We start from the raw sequence: 16,297 nt of genomic DNA, 5'->3' as shown, positions 1-16,297 counted from the left end.
GACGGCGATTTCGCCTGCGCGAGTTACCGCCCGGCGAGCCCCGGCCCCTGCTGGATAGCCGCGCTTTGAGACGTGGCCCAACCCGCCATTTGCGGCTGCTGATGGTATTGCTGGATCTGCAGGATGGATTGCTGCGGCTGGGGTGACGGGACCCTCACATCGACGCTGGCCGGCGTGGCCAACATGCCCGATCCCCGGAACAGCATTTGACCACCGGCCCGGTCGAAATGGACCTGTTGCAGGTTATGCGCCGTGATCTCGTGCGCATGACATGCAGCCGTGAATTGCAGCAAACGGGCTTCCGAAGCATCAGGGATACGTCGATGCAGCTCGTTGTAAAGCGCATGGTTGGTACCGTCTGGACGGCGCGGATCGCTGACCTCGTGAGCCGGATCGGCCGGAACGACGGCGCGGACCTGGTCGGGTAAAGACTCGTCCGGCTGCGAGGCCGCTGGCGTCTGTCCAAACCACCGTCCTGGATGTGACAAGGTGTCATAGGCTTCGCCAGCGGCTCGCTCCGCCGCATCAATCCCATGTGACACCGTCCGTTTGGCGTCTGAATAGGTATGACCGACGGCATCCATCATCTCTCCGAGCCGCGCGTGGTTTTCGATAGAGCTATCGATACGGTGCACGAGGGTCGCCTCGGCCTGATGCACCCCGGATTGCACCGCACTGGCATAGGCATGAACGCCTTGTTCCACGCCATGCTTGAGTTCCTGCCCCAACCCGGCAACGAATTGACCCGTAGCGTGAGCGGCCTGGCCGGCGAGGTGGCTGGTCCGCGCCAGCCCCTCCGCTTCGACATGCGTAGCAAAACCGACAGCCTTCGCACCCAGGGCGACACCACCGGCAACGCCTGGGTCCAGCGGCGCAGCTGCCCAGGCGATACGTGAAGCCTCATCTGCCCGCTGCTGCACGGCGTGCCCCGTCGAGCGGATACCATCCGCCAACTGGTCAGCACCCCGCTGCACGTACTGACCGCCAGCCTGAAACAAGACACTGCCCTGCTCCAAGGCACCCGTGGCGCCCTCGACGACGCGGTTGTGCTCCAGTGCATCCCGGATCGATGAATCAACCAGGGATGCGTGATATTCCATCAGCTGCTGCTGCATCCGTGGAGACAAGTGCGCGTAAGTGGATTCCAGATTCAGATGCTCCGTACTGTTCAATGCCACCGCCAACTCGGCGCGCGACTCGTACACATCACCTCGGAAATGGTCGATGGCGGCCTTGTTTTCCGCGTAATTTTTCCTGGCGTGCGCCATGTTCTCCGGCTTCAACACGCTATCCGGGCCGGTGAAATGGGTACCGCTGTGATCACCCAGGCTCATGGCTAGCAACGGGTTTGGCCCGATCACACCTGGATCTGCATCGAGGTAGCGTGCACCACGCAGTTTCGTCAGATCCTGATCACTAGCGAGTGTCACCACCTGTCCATAGTGGCGACTGGCTGCACTTACCGGGTCGCCAGCCATCACATAATTGATGACCCTGTCGCCACCCTCAGGCAGGCCGTAGCCCAGGTCTACGGCGCCGTACCCATTGATCGTCATGCCTCGCAGCCCGAATTCCGACGCCAGAACCTCGACCTCCGCACCTGCCAGGGAGTGACCGGCGAGTGTGATCTTGTCCCTGGGAACACCCGCCTTTTCGGCTTTGTCGAGTATTTCTCTGACGAAAGAGCGCGCGTCGTCCATTTGTGGATTGACGCGATCCCTGACCATCCGGTAATCGGCAATGGCGTCCTTTACCGTGACACTGGTGTGATGCAAGACATCCGGATCCGTGCCGCGAGGGGCGATGATGATTTCACCCGTAGCCACGCTTTGGTAGGCGGTGCCATGAAATCCACTTGGACTCACCGCATAGCCGAACACCCTGTATTTGTGATCATGCAAATCCACTTCCTTTTGCTTGCTCACCTGCATCCGCGAGCGATCCTCATAAGCATCAACGGCCGCAGCAGCAGAAACTTCCGGATCAAGGCTCATGGATTAGCCTCTTTTATAGTCAAAGTAACTGGAAAGAAGCCATCAGGATTCTTCTTATATTCAGGCCTCGTGACGGAGAAAGCGGGCGCACTGTCCAGATCTTTCACCTGTTCGGAAAGATCGCTTTTTCTAAAATAATCAGTTTGCGGAGATCCAAGAGCCTCATCCACCAACTGGGATGAGCCGAATCCAACTCCGTCCACCTTGAAGTCAGGCGCAACTTGAGTCGCATCCCAGTGACAAACCCCCTTTCCAAAATAATCATCATCTCGCAAGGCGTCTCGATAAAAATACCCACGCCACGTGTTTCTTCCAATGGGCACCATTTCAAAATCGTAACTGGTATTCGGAACGTTGCGACCTCCAGTAAAGGTATCTTGGGGCACGCACTCCGCATTGACGACATCAAAAAAAACCACGCCCTTTACTGAGTCCCACGGTCCGGGCGAATCCACTGTGGCGGTAACTTCATAGCGTTTGACGGGATGAGGGTTTTTCTCTGGATTCTTCGGGTCACCGTGCATGGCGGAGCATCCTGTGGTCAGAGCGATGGTCAAAATGAGTGCAGCAGCGGCTCTAAGCGGCATCGTAAGGATCCTTTCGGCCATGATGGAGCTCCTCGTTGGACGGCAGGCGAGGACGGAACGATACGACACCGAGCCTCCTTTTTTGTTGATTCCTAGCTCGCCAGCCATTGGGCTTCCTTCGCGTCATTCGGACGGATGACATCCTTCGTGGACGCGTCCTTCTGCTGCATGCTTGCCGTCGCTACCTTGATCACCGCAGGTGCCACCCCAGCCCGCTGCTTGAGCTGCTTGTCCCTGAAATACCAGTTCTTCCTGGCGCGGATCGGTTTGCAGCCTTCGTAGAAGATCAGCTCGTCGTCAGCGGGGAGTTCCTTGATTTCCTGAGGTAGGAACAGGGCGCGCTTTTCTTCGGTGTGGTTGATCGAGACCTGGTTGGTGCCGCGGCCGCGGCTGGTGCTGCGATGTTCCTTGCGGAGGGTCTTGTAGCCGAGCATTTCGCTGTATTCGTTGGCATCGCTCTGTTCGCGCGGGGCGAACACGATTTGCGCGCCGTGGTTGGTGATGAAGTTCTGCGCGTCGTCGTCACCGTAGGCCGAGCGCAGCTGGGCGCGGCTCTGCACGATGCACAGATCGCGCACGCCGTAGCTGGCGGAGATCGAGATGCGCTTGGCCCAGACGTCCATCCGGCCCATGGCGGTGAATTCATCCATCAGCAGCAGCATCTGGTGTTTCAGTTCCGGCTCCTCGCCCAGTTGTTTCGTGAGATTGCCGCCGATCACCGTGCTGAAGAAGATGTTGAGCAGCTTGCTGCTTTCGTCCAGCTTGTTGGTGGGGATGATGACGTACAGCGTGGTGGGCCGTTTGCGCAGGCTGGCCACGTCGATGTCGGTGGCGTTGGTGGCAGCGGCCAGGATGGGACTGAGGAACTGCTGCAGTGGCGCCTGCATGGTGGCGAGGACGGAGGAGAAGGTCTGTTCGGCCAGGCCGGCGAGGTTGCCGAACACGGTGCGGGTCTGGGCGCTGACGAACGCGTAGCGCGGATCCTTCAGGATGACCTGCAACATCTCCCGGGTGCCCTGGCCGTCGACGCCGCTGGACAGGCGCAGGATGCGCTCGAAGCTGGGGAAACCTTCGTGGGTATTGGGGTGCATGTCCGGCAGGCCGCTGCGGCAGCCGTGATCCCAGCCCTCGAACAGAAACGACGCGAAGGCGGTGAAGGCGGCGCGGCTCTGTGCGGTCCAGAACGGGTCCTTGCCGGCTTCGTCCGGGTACAGGATGGCGGCGATGGTCTGGATCTCGCCGATGCGCTTGCCCGGGTCCATCCCCGCCAGCGGCGTCATCGGGTTGAAGCGATGGGTGTTGCCCGCCTCGTCGTACGGCGCCCAGACACGGATGGCGTGGCCTTGCGCCTGGCGCCAGCCGCTGGTGGCCTTGAACAGCTCGCCCTTGAGGTCCAGCACCACCATCGATTCCTGGTACGAGAGCAGTACCGGGATGGCGACGCTGGTGGTCTTGCCCGAGCGGGTCGGGCTGATGGTGATGACGTGCTGGGCGCCGCCCAGCCACAGGTAGCGGCCCTTGTACGAGCCGATGAGGATGCTTTGCGGGGTCTGCTTGAGCAGCCCGGCCTTCTTCAGGTCGGACAACGTGGCGAAGCGGGCATCACCATGGAGGGAGGCGGATCTCGTCTTCAGCAGCGGAATCAGCGCACCGGCCCACGCCAGCAACGGCAGGCCGAAACCGATGGCGCCGCTGAGCTTGATCCGGGAAGCGAAGGGCGCGAACTGCGGCAGATCCATCGCCTGCAGGTATTGCCACCAGGTGTTCCAGGCCAGCGGCGTATCGCGCAGGCCGAGCAGAAGCAACACCAGCCAGTTCGAGAGAAACCATCCGCCGACCAGCCCCACCAACAGCAACGCCAACACCCAACCCAGCTTGTTCCGGCTCATCCCTGGCCTCCCCCGCATGTGGATTTTCGATGCTGGTGGAACCGCTTCCGTCGTGTCAATGCGTCGATAGCGCCTCACGCTGTCGGCGTTGGATGAAGCTTCGCGTAGTGACGATCAGGTCCGGGAATCCTCAGTCCCCCGGCATGCCCCACAGCGCCCGGTCCAGGTCGCCATCCAGGCCGAAACGGGACAGCGGCACGCGGCCGCCTTTTACCTCGACGCCCTCGGCGCGCAGCCGCTGGCATTGTTCGCGAAAGCCGTCGCTGTCGCGCGGCAGCGCGATCTGGCCGCTGGCGCGAAGCACGCGGTACCACGGCAGCTCCAGTCCGTCCGGCGTTTCACCCAGCAGCTTGCCCACCAGCCGCGCCCGCCCCGGCAGCCCGGCGCGGGCCGCGATGGCGCCATAACTGGCCACGCGGCCGGGCGGAATGGCGGCGATCGCGGCATAGATGCGGCGGGCGGCATCGCTCATGGTTCACAAGACGCAAGCGGGGGGACGTGGCAGAGTACCAGTGTTCGCTCGCCACCCCGGAAGCCTCCATGCGCCATTTCGAAGCCGTGCGTTCGCATATCGGCAGCCACTACGCGCTGCGCCACAACGACCCCTACCTGATCAGTTTCGACCTGGGGCTGGCGAAGGATCGTTACCAGGGCATCTACCTGGCGGAGCTGGAAGGCGAGGACGGTCGCCGCTACCTGCGTATTTCCACCCCGGTGGGGCCGCTGGCGGGTATCGATCCCAACCGCTGCCTGCGCTTCAACTGGCTGCAGCGCACGGGGTTCCTTGCGGTCACCGACCTGGACGGCTCGCCCTACCTGCATCTGTGCGAAAACCGCCCGTACGAGACGCTGGACGAAGGCGAGCTGCAACGGCTGATCAGCGAACTGGGCTCGCTGGGCGACGAACTGGAGCAGGTGATCGCCGCCGACAGCGACTCGCTGTAACGAACGTCAGGACAGTGCGTGGGCCACCAGCACCAGGCCGTACGCCAGCAACGCGGTGATCGGCAGGGTCAGGATCCACGCCCAGACCATCCGCTCCACCACCGACCAACGGATCGCATTGAAGCGCTTGGCCGCGCCCACGCCCATGATCGAGGCCGACACGTTGTGCGTGGTCGACACCGGGATGCCGAAGGCCGAAGCCACGAAAATCACGAAGGCCGAGCCGGTTTCCGCGGCAAAACCATTGATCGGATGCAGCTTGACCATCTTGTGGCCCAGCGTCTTGATGATGCGCCAGCCACCGCCGGCGGTGCCCGCGGCCATGGTCAGGGCGGAGACCACTTTCACCCAGACGGGAATCGCGAAACCGCCGGCGGGATCACCGTCGATGCGCAGGAAATCCAGCCATTCAGGCAGGTGATCGAACTGATGCGCGGCGGTGGCGCCGGCCAGGGCCAACGCGATGATGCCCATGCTTTTCTGGGCGTCGTTCATGCCGTGCGCCACGCCCATGGCGCTGGCCGACACGATCTGCGCCTTGCCGAAGAACGAGTTCACGAACGGTGTGCGGCCAAACCGGCGCAGCCAGCCCTGCCGATTGGCGAACCAGGCCAGCAACGCGTACAGCCCGCCCATCAACGCGAAGCTGAGGATGAAGCCGGCCAGGGGCGAATAGACCATCGGCAGGATGACCTTGGGGATCACGCCTTCGCCTCGCGCAAAGCCGTTCTGCGCCCAGATCACCGCTGAAAAATTGTTGTCTGCCGCCGCCAGCGCCGCACCCACCAGCGAGCCGACCAGCGCATGGCTGGAGCTGGAGGGAAGGCCCAGCCACCAGGTGATGAGGTTCCAGATGATCGCCGACAGCAATGCGCAGATCAGGATCTGCGAACTCATCTCCAGCACGCCGGCGTTGATCAGGCCCGAGGCGATGGTGGCGGCCACCGCCGTACCCATCAGCGCGCCGATAAGGTTGGTGCCGGCCGCCAGCAACACGGCCTGCCCCGGCGTCAGCACCTTGGTCGCCACCACGGTGGCGATCGAGTTGGCGGTGTCGTGAAAACCGTTGATGTAGGTGAAGACCAGCGCGATCACCACCACCGCGATCACCAGGGTCATGGCCGGTATCCGGTATGAAGCGGGCAAGTAGTCGTCGCGGTCGCGCGCCGGCGGAAGAACAAGGCAAGGGACACGGCGAAAACCCTCAGGAGTTCTTCAGCACGATCGAATAGACGATGTTGCCCACGTCGCGGCATTTGTCGATCGCCTTCTCGATCAGCTCGAACAGATCCTTGGCCAGCACCGCGCGCATCACGTCGCCGCCCTCCACATACAACGTGCGGTACGGCGCCAGCAGCATGCGGTCGCCTTCCGACTCCAGCGCCTGCAGGCGATCCTGCAGTTTTTTCACCGGGTCGATGCGCAGGCCGCGGCGCAGCTCGCCGATCATCTCCACCACCACGGCGCTGGAGCGCTCCAGCACCAGCGCGCGCTGGGCGAAATCCACGCCGTCGAGGCGATCGGCCACGATCTCGAAGCGTTCGGCGAATTTCTCCACCGTCTTGGGAATCTTGTACAGCGCCGAGTTCAACGCCTCGATGTCCTCGCGATCCAGCGCGGTGACGAAGGTGTTCACCAGGCCCTCGCTGATCTGCGCGGCCAGCTCCTTTTCGCGGGCACGGGTGGCGGTGAAGCCGGCCATCACCGAGCCTTTGCCGGGGTTGGTGAGCAAATCGTGCAGGGCCTTGGCACTTTCATGGGCGGCGCCGGCGCTCTGTTCGAGCAAGCCGTAGAATTTGTCGCCTTTTCCGAAAATCGTCTGCAGTGAAAACATGCGGCCTTGCCTGGAGGAAGCGGAATAGTGGAATGTTACAGGACACACGCCCCGTACGGTTACGCCCGCAAAAGGTGAACTGCGGGCCTCGCTGCCCTTACACTGCCCCCATGCCTCCGCCCCCAACCCCGCCGCGATGCTGATCGAAATCGCGCTCGTCTTCGTGCTGGCACTCTGCAACGGCTTCTTCGCGCTGTCGGAGATGGCGCTGGTCGTCTCCCGCAAGGGCCGCTTCAAGCAGATGGCGAAAACCAGCCGCGGCGCCGCCCTGGCGCTGCGTCACGCCGAATCGCCGGAGCACTTCCTGTCGACCGTGCAGGTGGGCATCACCCTGGTGATGCTGATCACCGGCGCCGTGGCCGGCGATGCACTGGGCGCCCACATCGCCAACGCATTGCGCGGCGACAACGTGGCATGGCTCCTCCCCTATGCCCGCATCATCGGCATCGTGTTGGGTTTCGTGCTGATCTCGTTCATCCAGATCGTCATCGGTGAACTGGTGCCCAAGCGGCTGGCGCTGGCGGCGCCGGAGAAAGTCTCCGTCATCGTGGCGTTCCCGATGCTGCTGCTGTCGCGCCTCACGGCGCCGTTCGTGTGGTTGCTGAACATCTCCAGCAACCTGCTGCTGCGGATGCTGCGGATCAACCAGCAGGGCCGCGGCGTGGTCACCGAGGAGGAGATTCGCCTGCTGGTGGCCGAAAGCGCCGAGCAGGGCGTGCTGGACGCCGACGAACACAACATGGTCAACCGCGTGCTGCGGCTCGGCGACCGCACGGTGGACAGCGTGATGACCCCGCGCATGCGCATCGCCTGGCTGGATATCGCCGGCACCCGCGAGGAAAACGTGGAAGTGCTGCGCCAGACGCCCTACTCGCGCTACCCGGTATACCGCGGCGACGAGAGTGAGGTGGTGGGCGTGGTCGAGGTCAAGCGCCTGCTGTACAGCTTCGCCCAGGGCCGCCCGGAGTTGTTCAGCCACCTGTCCAAACCGCTGTTCGTGCCCGCCACGGCCCGCGCGCTGGATCTGCTGGAGGAATTCCGCGACGCCGAGACGCCGCTGGCGCTGGTGGTGGACGAATACGGCGACATCGAGGGCGTGGTCACCGTCAACGACCTGCTGGCTGCCGTGGTCGGCGCCAGCCAGATCGGCCACGGCGGCAGCGATGACCACTCGCCGATCGTGCAGCGCGAAGACGGCAGCTGGCTGATCGACGGCAGCCTGCCCACCGATGACCTGCGCGAACTGCTGCAACTGAACCATCTGCCCGGCGAAGACGAACACGACTTCCGCACCGCCGCCGGCATGGTGATGGCCGCACTGGGCCACATCCCGCAAACCGGCGAAACCTTCACCTGGCACGGCATCCGCGTCGAGGTGGTGGACCTGGACGGCGCGCGGATCGACAAGCTGCTGGTGACGCTGGAGCCGACGTTCGAGGCGTCGGAGGACGAGTAGGTCAGGAGCTGCCCCCATCCGCCCTGTCGGGCACCTTCCCCCGCAAGCGGGGGAAGGGAAACCTGGGAGCGTGCAGCAAACCTGCTGTTCCTTCCCCCGCTTGCGGGAGAAGGTGCCCACTGCGAAGGCAGGATGCCGAAGCGAACGGCGAAGCCGGCCCGTAGGGCGTGCCGCAGGAGCGGCACGTAAAGGCGGAAGAGGCCGCTTTTCGCCCTCGCCTCTCAGCCCTTCTTCACCCCGGCCAGCCCCGCCATCCGCTGCGCATCGGCCAATATCCCGTGCAGCATGCGCAGCTCGCGCTCATCCATCTGCGCGCGCTGGAACAGCTTGCGCAGCCGCAGCATGATCGTGGTCGGCGTGCGGCCCTTGTGGAAATCGATGTCGTCCAGCGTCCGCGACAGATGGTCGTAGAACTGTTCCATCTGGATCGCGTCGGCGGGCGGTTCGTCATGCACGGGCGGCGGTGGCGCCGGCGTTTCCTGCAGCATGGCGATGCGCAGCTCGTAGGCCATCACCTGCACCGCCTGCGACAGGTTGAGCGAGCTGAAATCATCCACGCTGGGGATGCGCACCATCGCGTGGCAATGCGCCAGCTCCTCGTTTTCCAACCCGGTGCGCTCGTTGCCGAACACCATGGCCACCTGCTCGCCGCGTGCAGCGGCGGCAAGTGCCTGCGCGGCGGCCTCGCGCGGCGAGATTTCCGGCAGGTTCACCCCGCGCCTTCGCGCGGACAAACCCAGTGCCAGGTTGCTGCCGGCCAGGCCATCGACCAGCGTGCGGTGGATGCCGGCGGCATCCAGCACCGCGTCGGCGCCCGCGGCCAGCGCGGTGGCGTCCGGGTCGGGAAAGCGCGCGGGCAGGACCAGATCCAACCGCTCGAAACCCATCGTGCGGATCGCCCGCGCAGCACTGCCGATATTGCCCGGGTGCGAAGTGCGCACGAGCACGAAGCGCAGGCGGGCGGCGAGGTCGAGGGTATCGGTCATGGGGTGTGGGCGGTGAAAGAAAGCCTGCAAGCATAGTGCGAAGCCCGACACGGCACGAATGCGGAGGGCCGACGCCAGCCTTCCGTCTTCGATGCACCGGGCGCCCTCGCCCGCCGCTGCCCCATCGCGCCTCTGCTAGAATGCGCGGTCGCAACCCCGCTCTCTTCCAAAGTCGAAACCCCATGGCCCGACCCCACGTCACGATCGCGGCGCGCGCCGCGCGTTCCGCAGGCAACATCATCCTGCGCTACATGAACCGCATCGACGGCCTCAACGTCGTCGAGAAGCAGCAGCTGGATTTCGTCTCCGAAGTCGACAAGCTGGCCGAGGCGGAGATCATCAAGGAACTGCGCCGCGCCTATCCCGACCACGCGATCCTGGCCGAGGAAAGCGGCGCCATCGGCAAGAACCCGTTGACCTGGGTGATCGACCCGCTGGACGGCACGCACAACTACCTGCGCGGCATCCCGCACTTCAGCGTGTCGATCGCGCTGCTGGAAAAGGGTGTGCCGATCCACGCCGTGGTATTCGACCCGCTGCGCGACGAGCTGTACACCGCCAGCAAGGGCGACGGCGCCTACCTCAACGACCGCCGCATGCGCGTGGGCAAGCGCGAGAACCTGGGCGGCGCGATGATCGCCACCGGCTTCCCGTTCCGCCAGCGCCAGCATCTGGTGCCGCAACTGGACATGACTCGCGCCATCCTGGGCCAGGCCGAGGACATCCGTCGCTCCGGCTCCGCCGCGCTGGACCTGGCCTACGTGGCCGCCGGCCGCTACGACGGCTTTTTCGAGATCGGCCTGAAACCCTGGGACATGGCCGCCGGCGTGTTGCTGGTGCACGAGGCGGGCGGACGCTACTGCGACTTCGCCGGCCGCGACGGCATTCCCGCCAGCGGCAACATCATCGCCGGCAACCTGCACGTGGCCAAGGCGATGGTGGACGCGATCGGACAACAGGCGACGCCGGAACTGCTCAAGGCCTGAGCCACGTTTCATCGACACATCGAAGGCGCCGCAAGGCGCCTTTTTTGTGCGGAGTCGTCCGCAGGGTTTGCGCCTACGGTTCGGCGGCGTCGCGCAGGAAATCGCGCAGGAACGGCACGGTGATCCGTCGCTGCGCGGCCAGTGAGGCCTGGTCGAGTTTGTCCAGCAGGTCGAGCAAGGCACCCAGGTCGCGGGCGTAGCGGGAAAACAGCCAGTCCAGCACCGCGTCGTCCAGCTGGATACCACGCAGCACGGCCTGGCTTTTCAGCACCTCGCGGCGATCCGCGTCGTCCAGCGGTTTCAGCGTGAACCGGGTGCAGGCGCCCAGGCGCGAGCGTAGATCGGGCAGGCCCAAGGCCAGTTGCGCCACGCCGGCTTCCGCGGCGAACAGCAGGGCACCGCCCTCGGCGCGGGTGCGGTTGTAGAGGTCGAACAGGGCGTGCTCGGCATCGCGATCGCCGGCGATGGCCTGCAGGCCATCCAGCGCCAGCAGTTCGCTGCCGGCGACACCACGCAGGGCGGCGGCGCGGTCGACCTGGCTGGTCAGCGGCAGGTATTGCACGGTACGCCCGAGCGCGCTGGCGGCATGGCAGGCCGCGATCAGCAGATGGCTCTTGCCGCTGCCGGTCGGGCCGCCCAGATAAACCCACGGTGCGCCGGGCTGGCGCGCCAGCGCTTCCACCGCGGCCAGTGCGGCTGCGTTGGTGCCGGCGTGGAAATGCTCGAAACGCTGGCGCCGCGGCCAGCGCAGCGCCAGCGGCAACTGCGGAATCATGGGGTCGTTCCGTCGCCCGGTGGCGTCGCGATGTTCGATTCGACGTCGCCGTCGCCGTGCACGCTGACCTCGACTTCGGCAATCACTGGGTCGTCCGGCCCGGCCTCGTTGTACAGCTCGCTCATGCGATAGCGTTCGAGCAGGTAGCGCAACAGCACCATGATCACCGATGCCGCCGGCAGCGCCAGCAGCACACCGAGGAAACCGAACAGGTAGCCGCCGGCCAGCACCGCGAAGATCACCGCCACCGGGTGCAGGCCGATCTTGTCGCCCACCAGTTTGGGCACCAGCACGTAGCCTTCCAGCAACTGGCCCAGCACGAACACCCCGCACACCAGCAGCACGTGCATCCAGTCGCCGTATTGCACCAGCACGGCCACGATCGCGGCCACGAAACCGATGATGAAACCCAGGTACGGCACGAAGCTGAGCAGACCCGCGACCATGCCGATCAGCGGCCCCACGGTGAGCCCGACCACGCCCAGCCCGGCGCCGTAGAACACGCCCAGCGCCAGCATCACCAGCAGCTGACCGCGCACGAATGCGCCCAGGATGCTGTCCGACTCGCGCGCCAGGTGCGCGATGGTGGGCTGGATCGAGCGCGGCAACATGCGGTCGATGGTGGCCACCAGCCGATCCCAGTCGCGCAGCAGGTAGAACGCCACCACCGGGATCAGCACCAGGTTGGTCAGCCACATCGCGATACCCAGGCCCGAGCGCGACACCCGCCCCAACACGGTCGCGGTGACGGTGCCGATGGAGCCGATGTGGGCCTTGATCGCCTCCAGCAGGCGATCGCTGTCGAAGGTGTCCGGGTCCAGGTGCAACCGATCGCGCAGCCACGGCCAGGCGATGTCCTGCGCCCAGTCGCCATAGCGCGGCAGGTTCTCGATGAGGTTTTCCACCTGCCGCGCGATCAGTGGAATCAGCAGCAGCAGCACGCCACAGACCACCAGCAACAGCACCACGAACACCACCGTGGCGGCCCATATGCGCTTCAGGCCCAGCCGCTCCAGCCGGTCGGCCAGCGGGTCGCCCAGATAGGCCAGCATGGCGGCCACCGCGAACGGCATCAACACCGGCGCCAGCAGCCAGATCAGCCAGCCGATGATCGCGATGATCGCCAGCATCTGCCAGCGGTGCGAGGTGTCCTGGTTCACGAGTCGTTTCCCGGCGCCATCGACGGACATCAATGCAGCCAGCGCAGGCTGGCATCGGCGCCATCGTGCGGCGCATCCAGCAGCAGGCGTCCGCCGGCGGCCAGGCTGGTGGCCAGTGCCGCCGCCGGCAGCGCCGCCCTGATCTCCAGCATGATGCCGTCATCCTGCGCGCCCAGCGTGGTCACGCTGCGCACGGTGGGGTCGGCGTTGAGCATCGACAGCAGGTTGGCATACGCCATGGCCGAACCCACCCCATCCACCCACAGCCGGCTGGTGCTGACGGTGGCGCTGACCACATTGAGTTGCTGGCCCACGCGACCGACGGCGCCGGTGCCGGCATCGGCCAGCACGGCGTCTTCGGTAGCGCCCTGATTGCTCCAGCGCTGCGCTTTCCCGCCGGACACCAGCACCCAGTCGCCACCGCCATCATGCAGGTTGCCGAGCAGGACCAGCCCGGTGTGATATTGCTGGTTGATCGACGCCAGCGCGGCCGGGTCCGCCGCGGCCACACGCGCCAGGTCCGGCGTGCTGGCAGGGGCGGGATACACCACGCCGGTGCCGCCGGCCGTCACCGCCTGGGCCAGGCTGCCCAGGTCGTCCTGCTGCAACAACTGGCCGTCGCTGCCCTTCACCAGCAACAGTACCGGCGGTTTCACGCCGGCGCGGGAGACACCCAGTGTGTCGATCAACCGCCGTACCGCGCCGGGTTCGAAATTCACCTGCAGCGAAAGGCCGCCGCCATCCGCCTTGGCGTACTGGAACTGCTGCACCAGCGAGCGCGCCTTGCCCAGCGCGTCGGGGTAACCGGCCTTGCTGCGCAGATCCTGCCCGCCCGCCACGCGCACCAGCACCTGGCCCAGCGCCGTGGCAAACGCCTCGTCGCGCTGGGCGCTGCTGGTGTCGCTGACCGGTACCGTGACCGAATACGGCGAACCCGGGACCTGCGCGTGCAGCGGCGACCACGCCACAAACGCCAGCAACAGGGCGACAATCGACAGACGGGGCAGGCGCATAAGCATGGATTCTTGGCGGACAACTGCGGGAAGTCTGCCCAATCGCGCTGCCAGCGTCCATGACAGCCATGGCGGATATGGAAAAGTCCGCGCCGCCAACGGCCAGCCGCCGCCACATAACTGCTAAACTTGCGCGTTTCATCCAGCCGGTTTACGCCATGTCAGACGCCCTCACCTACCGCGCCGCCGGCGTCGACATCGACGCGGGCAATGCCCTGGTCGAACGCATCAAGCCACTGGTCAAGCGCACGCAGCGCCCGGAAGTGATGGGCGGGCTGGGCGGCTTCGGCGGCCTGTTCGACCTCTCCGGCCGCTACAAGGAGCCCGTGCTGGTGTCGGGCACCGACGGCGTCGGCACCAAGCTGAAGCTGGCGCAGATCCTCGGCCGCCACGACACCATCGGCATCGACCTGGTCGGCATGTGCGTCAACGATGTGCTGGTGCAGGGCGCCGAGCCGCTGTTCTTCCTCGATTATTTCGCCACCGGCAAGCTGGACGTGGACACCGCCGCGGCCGTGGTCGGCGGCATTGCCAAGGGCTGCGAACTGGCCGGCTGCGCCCTGATCGGCGGCGAGACGGCCGAAATGCCCGACATGTATCCACCGGGCGAATACGACCTGGCCGGCTTCACCGTGGGCGCGGTGGAAAAATCGCAAATGCTCAGCGGCGCCGGCATCGTCGCCGGCGACGTGATCCTGGGCGTGGCCTCGTCCGGCCCGCATTCCAACGGCTATTCGCTGATCCGCAAGATCCTGGAGCGCGCCGGCAACCCGTTGGACCTGGACCTCGGCGGCGTGAAGCTGGCCGATGCGCTGATGGCGCCAACCACCATCTACGTGAAGCCGATGCTGGAACTGCTGCGCGCGCAGTCGGATCAGGTGCACGGCATGGCCCACATCACCGGCGGCGGGCTGAAGGAAAACATCATCCGCGTGGTGCCGGACGGTCTGGGCATCGCGCTGCAAGCGTCGGCGTTGACCTTGCCGCCGGTGTTCGATTGGCTGATGCGCGAGGGCAACGTGGCGCGCGAGGAAATGTGGCGCACGTTCAACTGCGGCGTGGGTTTCACGGTCATCTTGCCGGCGGACGCGGTGGCTGCGGCCTCGGCGCTGCTGGCCTCGCACGGTCTGGCCAGCGCGGTGATCGGCGAAGTGGTAACCGCTTCGGGCGACGAGCGCGTGCGGATCGGCTGAGTACCCACGTTGATCGCCACGCTTTCTTCCACCGACGCCACTGATGCAGCCCAGGTGAGCGCGACTCCGCTCAAGGTCGCCGTGCTCGCCTCCGGTCGCGGCAGCAATCTGGCGGCCTTGCTGGCCGCGCGCGACCGCGGCGAACTGCCGGTGGATTTCGTGCTGGTGGGCAGCGACAAAGCCAGCGCGCATGCCTTGCAACTGGCCAAAGCAGCGGGCATCGCCACGCTGGCGCTGAGCCCGCGCAACTACCCGGACCGGCGCAGCTTCGACCTGGACCTGCTGGCCCGCATCGCCGCCAGCGGCGCCGACATACTGGTGCTGGCCGGCTTCATGCGGGTGCTGGATGGCGAAGCGCTGGCGCCGTGGATCGGCCGCGTGATCAACATCCACCCCTCGCTGCTGCCCAAGTACCGCGGCCTGCACACGCACCGTCGCGCGCTGGAAGCTGGCGACCGCGAGCACGGCGCCAGCGTGCATTACGTCACCGCCGAACTCGATGGCGGCCCGCTGATCGCCCAGGCCCGCATCACCGTCCACCCCGACGACGACGAAGACACGCTGGCGCAGCGGCTGCTGCCGCTGGAACACCGCCTGCTGCCCACCGTGCTGAGCCTGATGGCGAGCCGCCGCCTGCGCTGGAGCGACGACGGCGCGCAACTGGATGGCCAGCCGCTGCGCACCCCGCTGGCCCTGGGCGAGCACGGCCTGCACCTGCCTTGACGCGCGGTTCAGCCCGGTCGCGGCAGACTCGGCCGATGATCATCCGCTCCCTGTTCGTTCCGCTTGTTGGCGCTGCGCTGCTGTTCGGCAGCACGGCCATGGCCGCTGCCGCCAAAACGCCCACGGCCTTTACCGCCACCTATCGCGTCACCCAGGGCGGCATGCCCCTGGGCGACGCCAAGGTCACCTTGCGCCCGGCCGGCGACGGCGAATGGGTCTACAGCAAGAGCATCAAAGGCAGTGGCGGCATGGCAGCGCTGCTGGCGGCCAATCTTGAGGAAAGCTCGCGTTTCCGCTGGAAAGGTGTCGCGCCGGAGGCGGTCAGCTACGACTACCAGCTGACGTCGGCGATCAAGAGCAAGCAACGCCACCTGCGGGTGGACTGGGCGAAAAAGCAGGTCAGCGTGGACGAAGGCAAGGGCGCAAACACCTACCCGGCCGCGCCCGGCATGGTGGAGCGCAACACCCTGGCGCTGGCCATCGGCATGGCCCTGCGTGATGGCAGCAAGAACCTGGCGTTGCCGGTGGCCGTCAAGCAGCAAGTCGAAACCCAGAACTTCAAGGTGACCGGCAAGGAGACCATCAAGGTGCCGGCCGGCAGCTTCGACGCCGAACGGGTCGAACGCACCGATGCCGATCGCGGCTTCAGCGCCTGGTACGTGCCCGACCAGTACCCGCTGCCGGTGAAGCTGTCGCAGCACGATGGCGGCAACGTGGAGATGGAGTTGCTGAGCTACCGCGCCGACTGAGGCGTTG

Annotated in this window: 16 protein-coding genes; 6 read left to right on the top strand and 10 right to left on the bottom strand. The window is 65.6% G+C overall.

Annotated elements, in window-relative coordinates:
* Positions 1-23: 23 nt before the first annotated feature.
* The 4 genes from ACFPK0_RS04355 to ACFPK0_RS04340 all read right to left on the bottom strand — a co-directional run bounded on the left by ACFPK0_RS04355 (position 24) and on the right by ACFPK0_RS04340 (position 4,942).
* Entirely contained in the window at positions 24-1,994 is a 1,971-nt protein-coding gene (locus ACFPK0_RS04355; RefSeq protein WP_377338637.1) for a hypothetical protein, read from the bottom strand.
* Positions 1,991-2,602, bottom strand: coding sequence for a hypothetical protein (locus ACFPK0_RS04350; protein WP_377338635.1), 612 nt, complete (start codon positions 2,600-2,602; stop codon positions 1,991-1,993). Before ACFPK0_RS04350 ends, ACFPK0_RS04355 begins: the two co-directional genes overlap by 4 nt.
* 71 nt (positions 2,603-2,673) lie before the next feature.
* A complete protein-coding gene (locus ACFPK0_RS04345) occupies positions 2,674-4,470 on the bottom strand; it encodes a type IV secretory system conjugative DNA transfer family protein (RefSeq protein WP_377338633.1) in 1,797 nt (598 codons plus the stop codon).
* Between the two features lie 130 nt (positions 4,471-4,600).
* The gene (locus ACFPK0_RS04340) at positions 4,601-4,942 is read right to left on the bottom strand and encodes an MGMT family protein (protein ID WP_056605641.1); all 342 of its coding nucleotides are present in this window, start codon (positions 4,940-4,942) and stop codon (positions 4,601-4,603) included.
* Positions 4,943-5,010: 68 nt separating this feature from the next.
* Between ACFPK0_RS04340 and ACFPK0_RS04335 the strand changes: the two genes are divergently transcribed.
* Positions 5,011-5,415: a hypothetical protein gene (locus ACFPK0_RS04335; RefSeq protein ID WP_007082579.1), complete on the top strand. Its 405-nt coding sequence runs from the start codon at positions 5,011-5,013 to the stop codon at positions 5,413-5,415.
* 6 nt (positions 5,416-5,421) lie between these two features.
* Here ACFPK0_RS04335 and ACFPK0_RS04330 read toward each other — a convergent pair whose 3' ends face one another.
* Positions 5,422-6,534 (bottom strand): inorganic phosphate transporter, encoded by a 1,113-nt coding sequence (locus tag ACFPK0_RS04330; RefSeq protein WP_056081545.1) that lies wholly within the window; start codon positions 6,532-6,534, stop codon positions 5,422-5,424.
* A gap of 85 nt (positions 6,535-6,619) precedes the next feature.
* Complete coding sequence (locus tag ACFPK0_RS04325; RefSeq protein ID WP_007082581.1) at positions 6,620-7,249, bottom strand: DUF47 domain-containing protein; 630 nt, start codon at positions 7,247-7,249, stop codon at positions 6,620-6,622.
* Between the two features lie 136 nt (positions 7,250-7,385).
* On the opposite strand from ACFPK0_RS04325, the gene ACFPK0_RS04320 reads away from it, so the two are divergent.
* Positions 7,386-8,705 (top strand): hemolysin family protein, encoded by a 1,320-nt coding sequence (locus tag ACFPK0_RS04320; RefSeq protein WP_056081549.1) that lies wholly within the window; start codon positions 7,386-7,388, stop codon positions 8,703-8,705.
* A 221-nt stretch (positions 8,706-8,926) separates the two neighbouring features.
* Here ACFPK0_RS04320 and ACFPK0_RS04315 read toward each other — a convergent pair whose 3' ends face one another.
* Positions 8,927-9,691 (bottom strand): RNA methyltransferase, encoded by a 765-nt coding sequence (locus ACFPK0_RS04315; RefSeq protein WP_056081551.1) that lies wholly within the window; start codon positions 9,689-9,691, stop codon positions 8,927-8,929.
* 182 nt (positions 9,692-9,873) lie between these two features.
* On the opposite strand from ACFPK0_RS04315, the gene ACFPK0_RS04310 reads away from it, so the two are divergent.
* Complete coding sequence (locus tag ACFPK0_RS04310; RefSeq protein ID WP_377338629.1) at positions 9,874-10,677, top strand: inositol monophosphatase family protein; 804 nt, start codon at positions 9,874-9,876, stop codon at positions 10,675-10,677.
* 73 nt (positions 10,678-10,750) lie between these two features.
* Here ACFPK0_RS04310 and hda read toward each other — a convergent pair whose 3' ends face one another.
* Genes hda through ACFPK0_RS04295 form a run of 3 tightly spaced genes read right to left on the bottom strand, consistent with a single transcriptional unit; the run spans position 10,751 to position 13,625 of the window.
* Positions 10,751-11,452: a DnaA regulatory inactivator Hda gene (gene hda, locus ACFPK0_RS04305; RefSeq protein WP_056605644.1), complete on the bottom strand. Its 702-nt coding sequence runs from the start codon at positions 11,450-11,452 to the stop codon at positions 10,751-10,753.
* Positions 11,449-12,642 (bottom strand): AI-2E family transporter, encoded by a 1,194-nt coding sequence (locus ACFPK0_RS04300; protein WP_377338627.1) that lies wholly within the window; start codon positions 12,640-12,642, stop codon positions 11,449-11,451. Before ACFPK0_RS04300 ends, hda begins: the two co-directional genes overlap by 4 nt.
* Complete coding sequence (locus tag ACFPK0_RS04295) at positions 12,642-13,625, bottom strand: DUF2066 domain-containing protein (RefSeq protein WP_377338625.1); 984 nt, start codon at positions 13,623-13,625, stop codon at positions 12,642-12,644. The genes ACFPK0_RS04300 and ACFPK0_RS04295 overlap by 1 nt, the downstream gene beginning before the upstream one ends.
* 77 nt (positions 13,626-13,702) lie before the next feature.
* On the opposite strand from ACFPK0_RS04295, the gene purM reads away from it, so the two are divergent.
* Genes purM through ACFPK0_RS04280 form a run of 3 tightly spaced genes read left to right on the top strand, consistent with a single transcriptional unit; the run spans position 13,703 to position 16,290 of the window.
* Complete coding sequence (gene purM / locus ACFPK0_RS04290) at positions 13,703-14,818, top strand: phosphoribosylformylglycinamidine cyclo-ligase (protein ID WP_377340242.1); 1,116 nt, start codon at positions 13,703-13,705, stop codon at positions 14,816-14,818.
* 54 nt (positions 14,819-14,872) lie between these two features.
* Positions 14,873-15,541 carry a phosphoribosylglycinamide formyltransferase gene (purN, locus tag ACFPK0_RS04285; protein WP_056607409.1) on the top strand — a complete coding sequence of 223 codons (669 nt, stop codon included), beginning with the start codon at positions 14,873-14,875 and terminating at the stop codon, positions 15,539-15,541.
* 35 nt (positions 15,542-15,576) lie between these two features.
* Positions 15,577-16,290: a DUF3108 domain-containing protein gene (locus ACFPK0_RS04280; RefSeq protein WP_056081566.1), complete on the top strand. Its 714-nt coding sequence runs from the start codon at positions 15,577-15,579 to the stop codon at positions 16,288-16,290.
* Positions 16,291-16,297 lie beyond the last annotated feature (7 nt).

Source organism: Rhodanobacter ginsenosidimutans (assembly GCF_042655685.1).
Classification (GTDB): Bacteria; Pseudomonadota; Gammaproteobacteria; order Xanthomonadales; family Rhodanobacteraceae; genus Rhodanobacter; species Rhodanobacter ginsenosidimutans.
The sequence above is the reverse complement of the archived record's forward strand: the minus strand, read 5'-3'. Positions and strand labels throughout refer to the sequence as shown.

Excerpts from the sequence above, each read along its gene's own strand:
- ACFPK0_RS04355 (WP_377338637.1), bottom strand. The coding sequence starts at position 1,994 with ATGAGCCTTGATCCGGAAGTTTCTGCTGCTGCGGCCGTTGATGCTTAT.
- ACFPK0_RS04350 (WP_377338635.1), bottom strand. The coding sequence starts at position 2,602 with ATGGCCGAAAGGATCCTTACGATGCCGCTTAGAGCCGCTGCTGCACTC.
- ACFPK0_RS04345 (WP_377338633.1), bottom strand. The coding sequence starts at position 4,470 with ATGAGCCGGAACAAGCTGGGTTGGGTGTTGGCGTTGCTGTTGGTGGGG.
- ACFPK0_RS04340 (WP_056605641.1), bottom strand. The coding sequence starts at position 4,942 with ATGAGCGATGCCGCCCGCCGCATCTATGCCGCGATCGCCGCCATTCCG.
- ACFPK0_RS04335 (WP_007082579.1), top strand. The coding sequence starts at position 5,011 with ATGCGCCATTTCGAAGCCGTGCGTTCGCATATCGGCAGCCACTACGCG.
- ACFPK0_RS04330 (WP_056081545.1), bottom strand. The coding sequence starts at position 6,534 with ATGACCCTGGTGATCGCGGTGGTGGTGATCGCGCTGGTCTTCACCTAC.
- ACFPK0_RS04325 (WP_007082581.1), bottom strand. The coding sequence starts at position 7,249 with ATGTTTTCACTGCAGACGATTTTCGGAAAAGGCGACAAATTCTACGGC.
- ACFPK0_RS04320 (WP_056081549.1), top strand. The coding sequence starts at position 7,386 with ATGCTGATCGAAATCGCGCTCGTCTTCGTGCTGGCACTCTGCAACGGC.
- ACFPK0_RS04315 (WP_056081551.1), bottom strand. The coding sequence starts at position 9,691 with ATGACCGATACCCTCGACCTCGCCGCCCGCCTGCGCTTCGTGCTCGTG.
- ACFPK0_RS04310 (WP_377338629.1), top strand. The coding sequence starts at position 9,874 with ATGGCCCGACCCCACGTCACGATCGCGGCGCGCGCCGCGCGTTCCGCA.
- hda (WP_056605644.1), bottom strand. The coding sequence starts at position 11,452 with ATGATTCCGCAGTTGCCGCTGGCGCTGCGCTGGCCGCGGCGCCAGCGT.
- ACFPK0_RS04300 (WP_377338627.1), bottom strand. The coding sequence starts at position 12,642 with ATGTCCGTCGATGGCGCCGGGAAACGACTCGTGAACCAGGACACCTCG.
- ACFPK0_RS04295 (WP_377338625.1), bottom strand. The coding sequence starts at position 13,625 with ATGCGCCTGCCCCGTCTGTCGATTGTCGCCCTGTTGCTGGCGTTTGTG.
- purM (WP_377340242.1), top strand. The coding sequence starts at position 13,703 with ATGGAAAAGTCCGCGCCGCCAACGGCCAGCCGCCGCCACATAACTGCT.
- ACFPK0_RS04280 (WP_056081566.1), top strand. The coding sequence starts at position 15,577 with ATGATCATCCGCTCCCTGTTCGTTCCGCTTGTTGGCGCTGCGCTGCTG.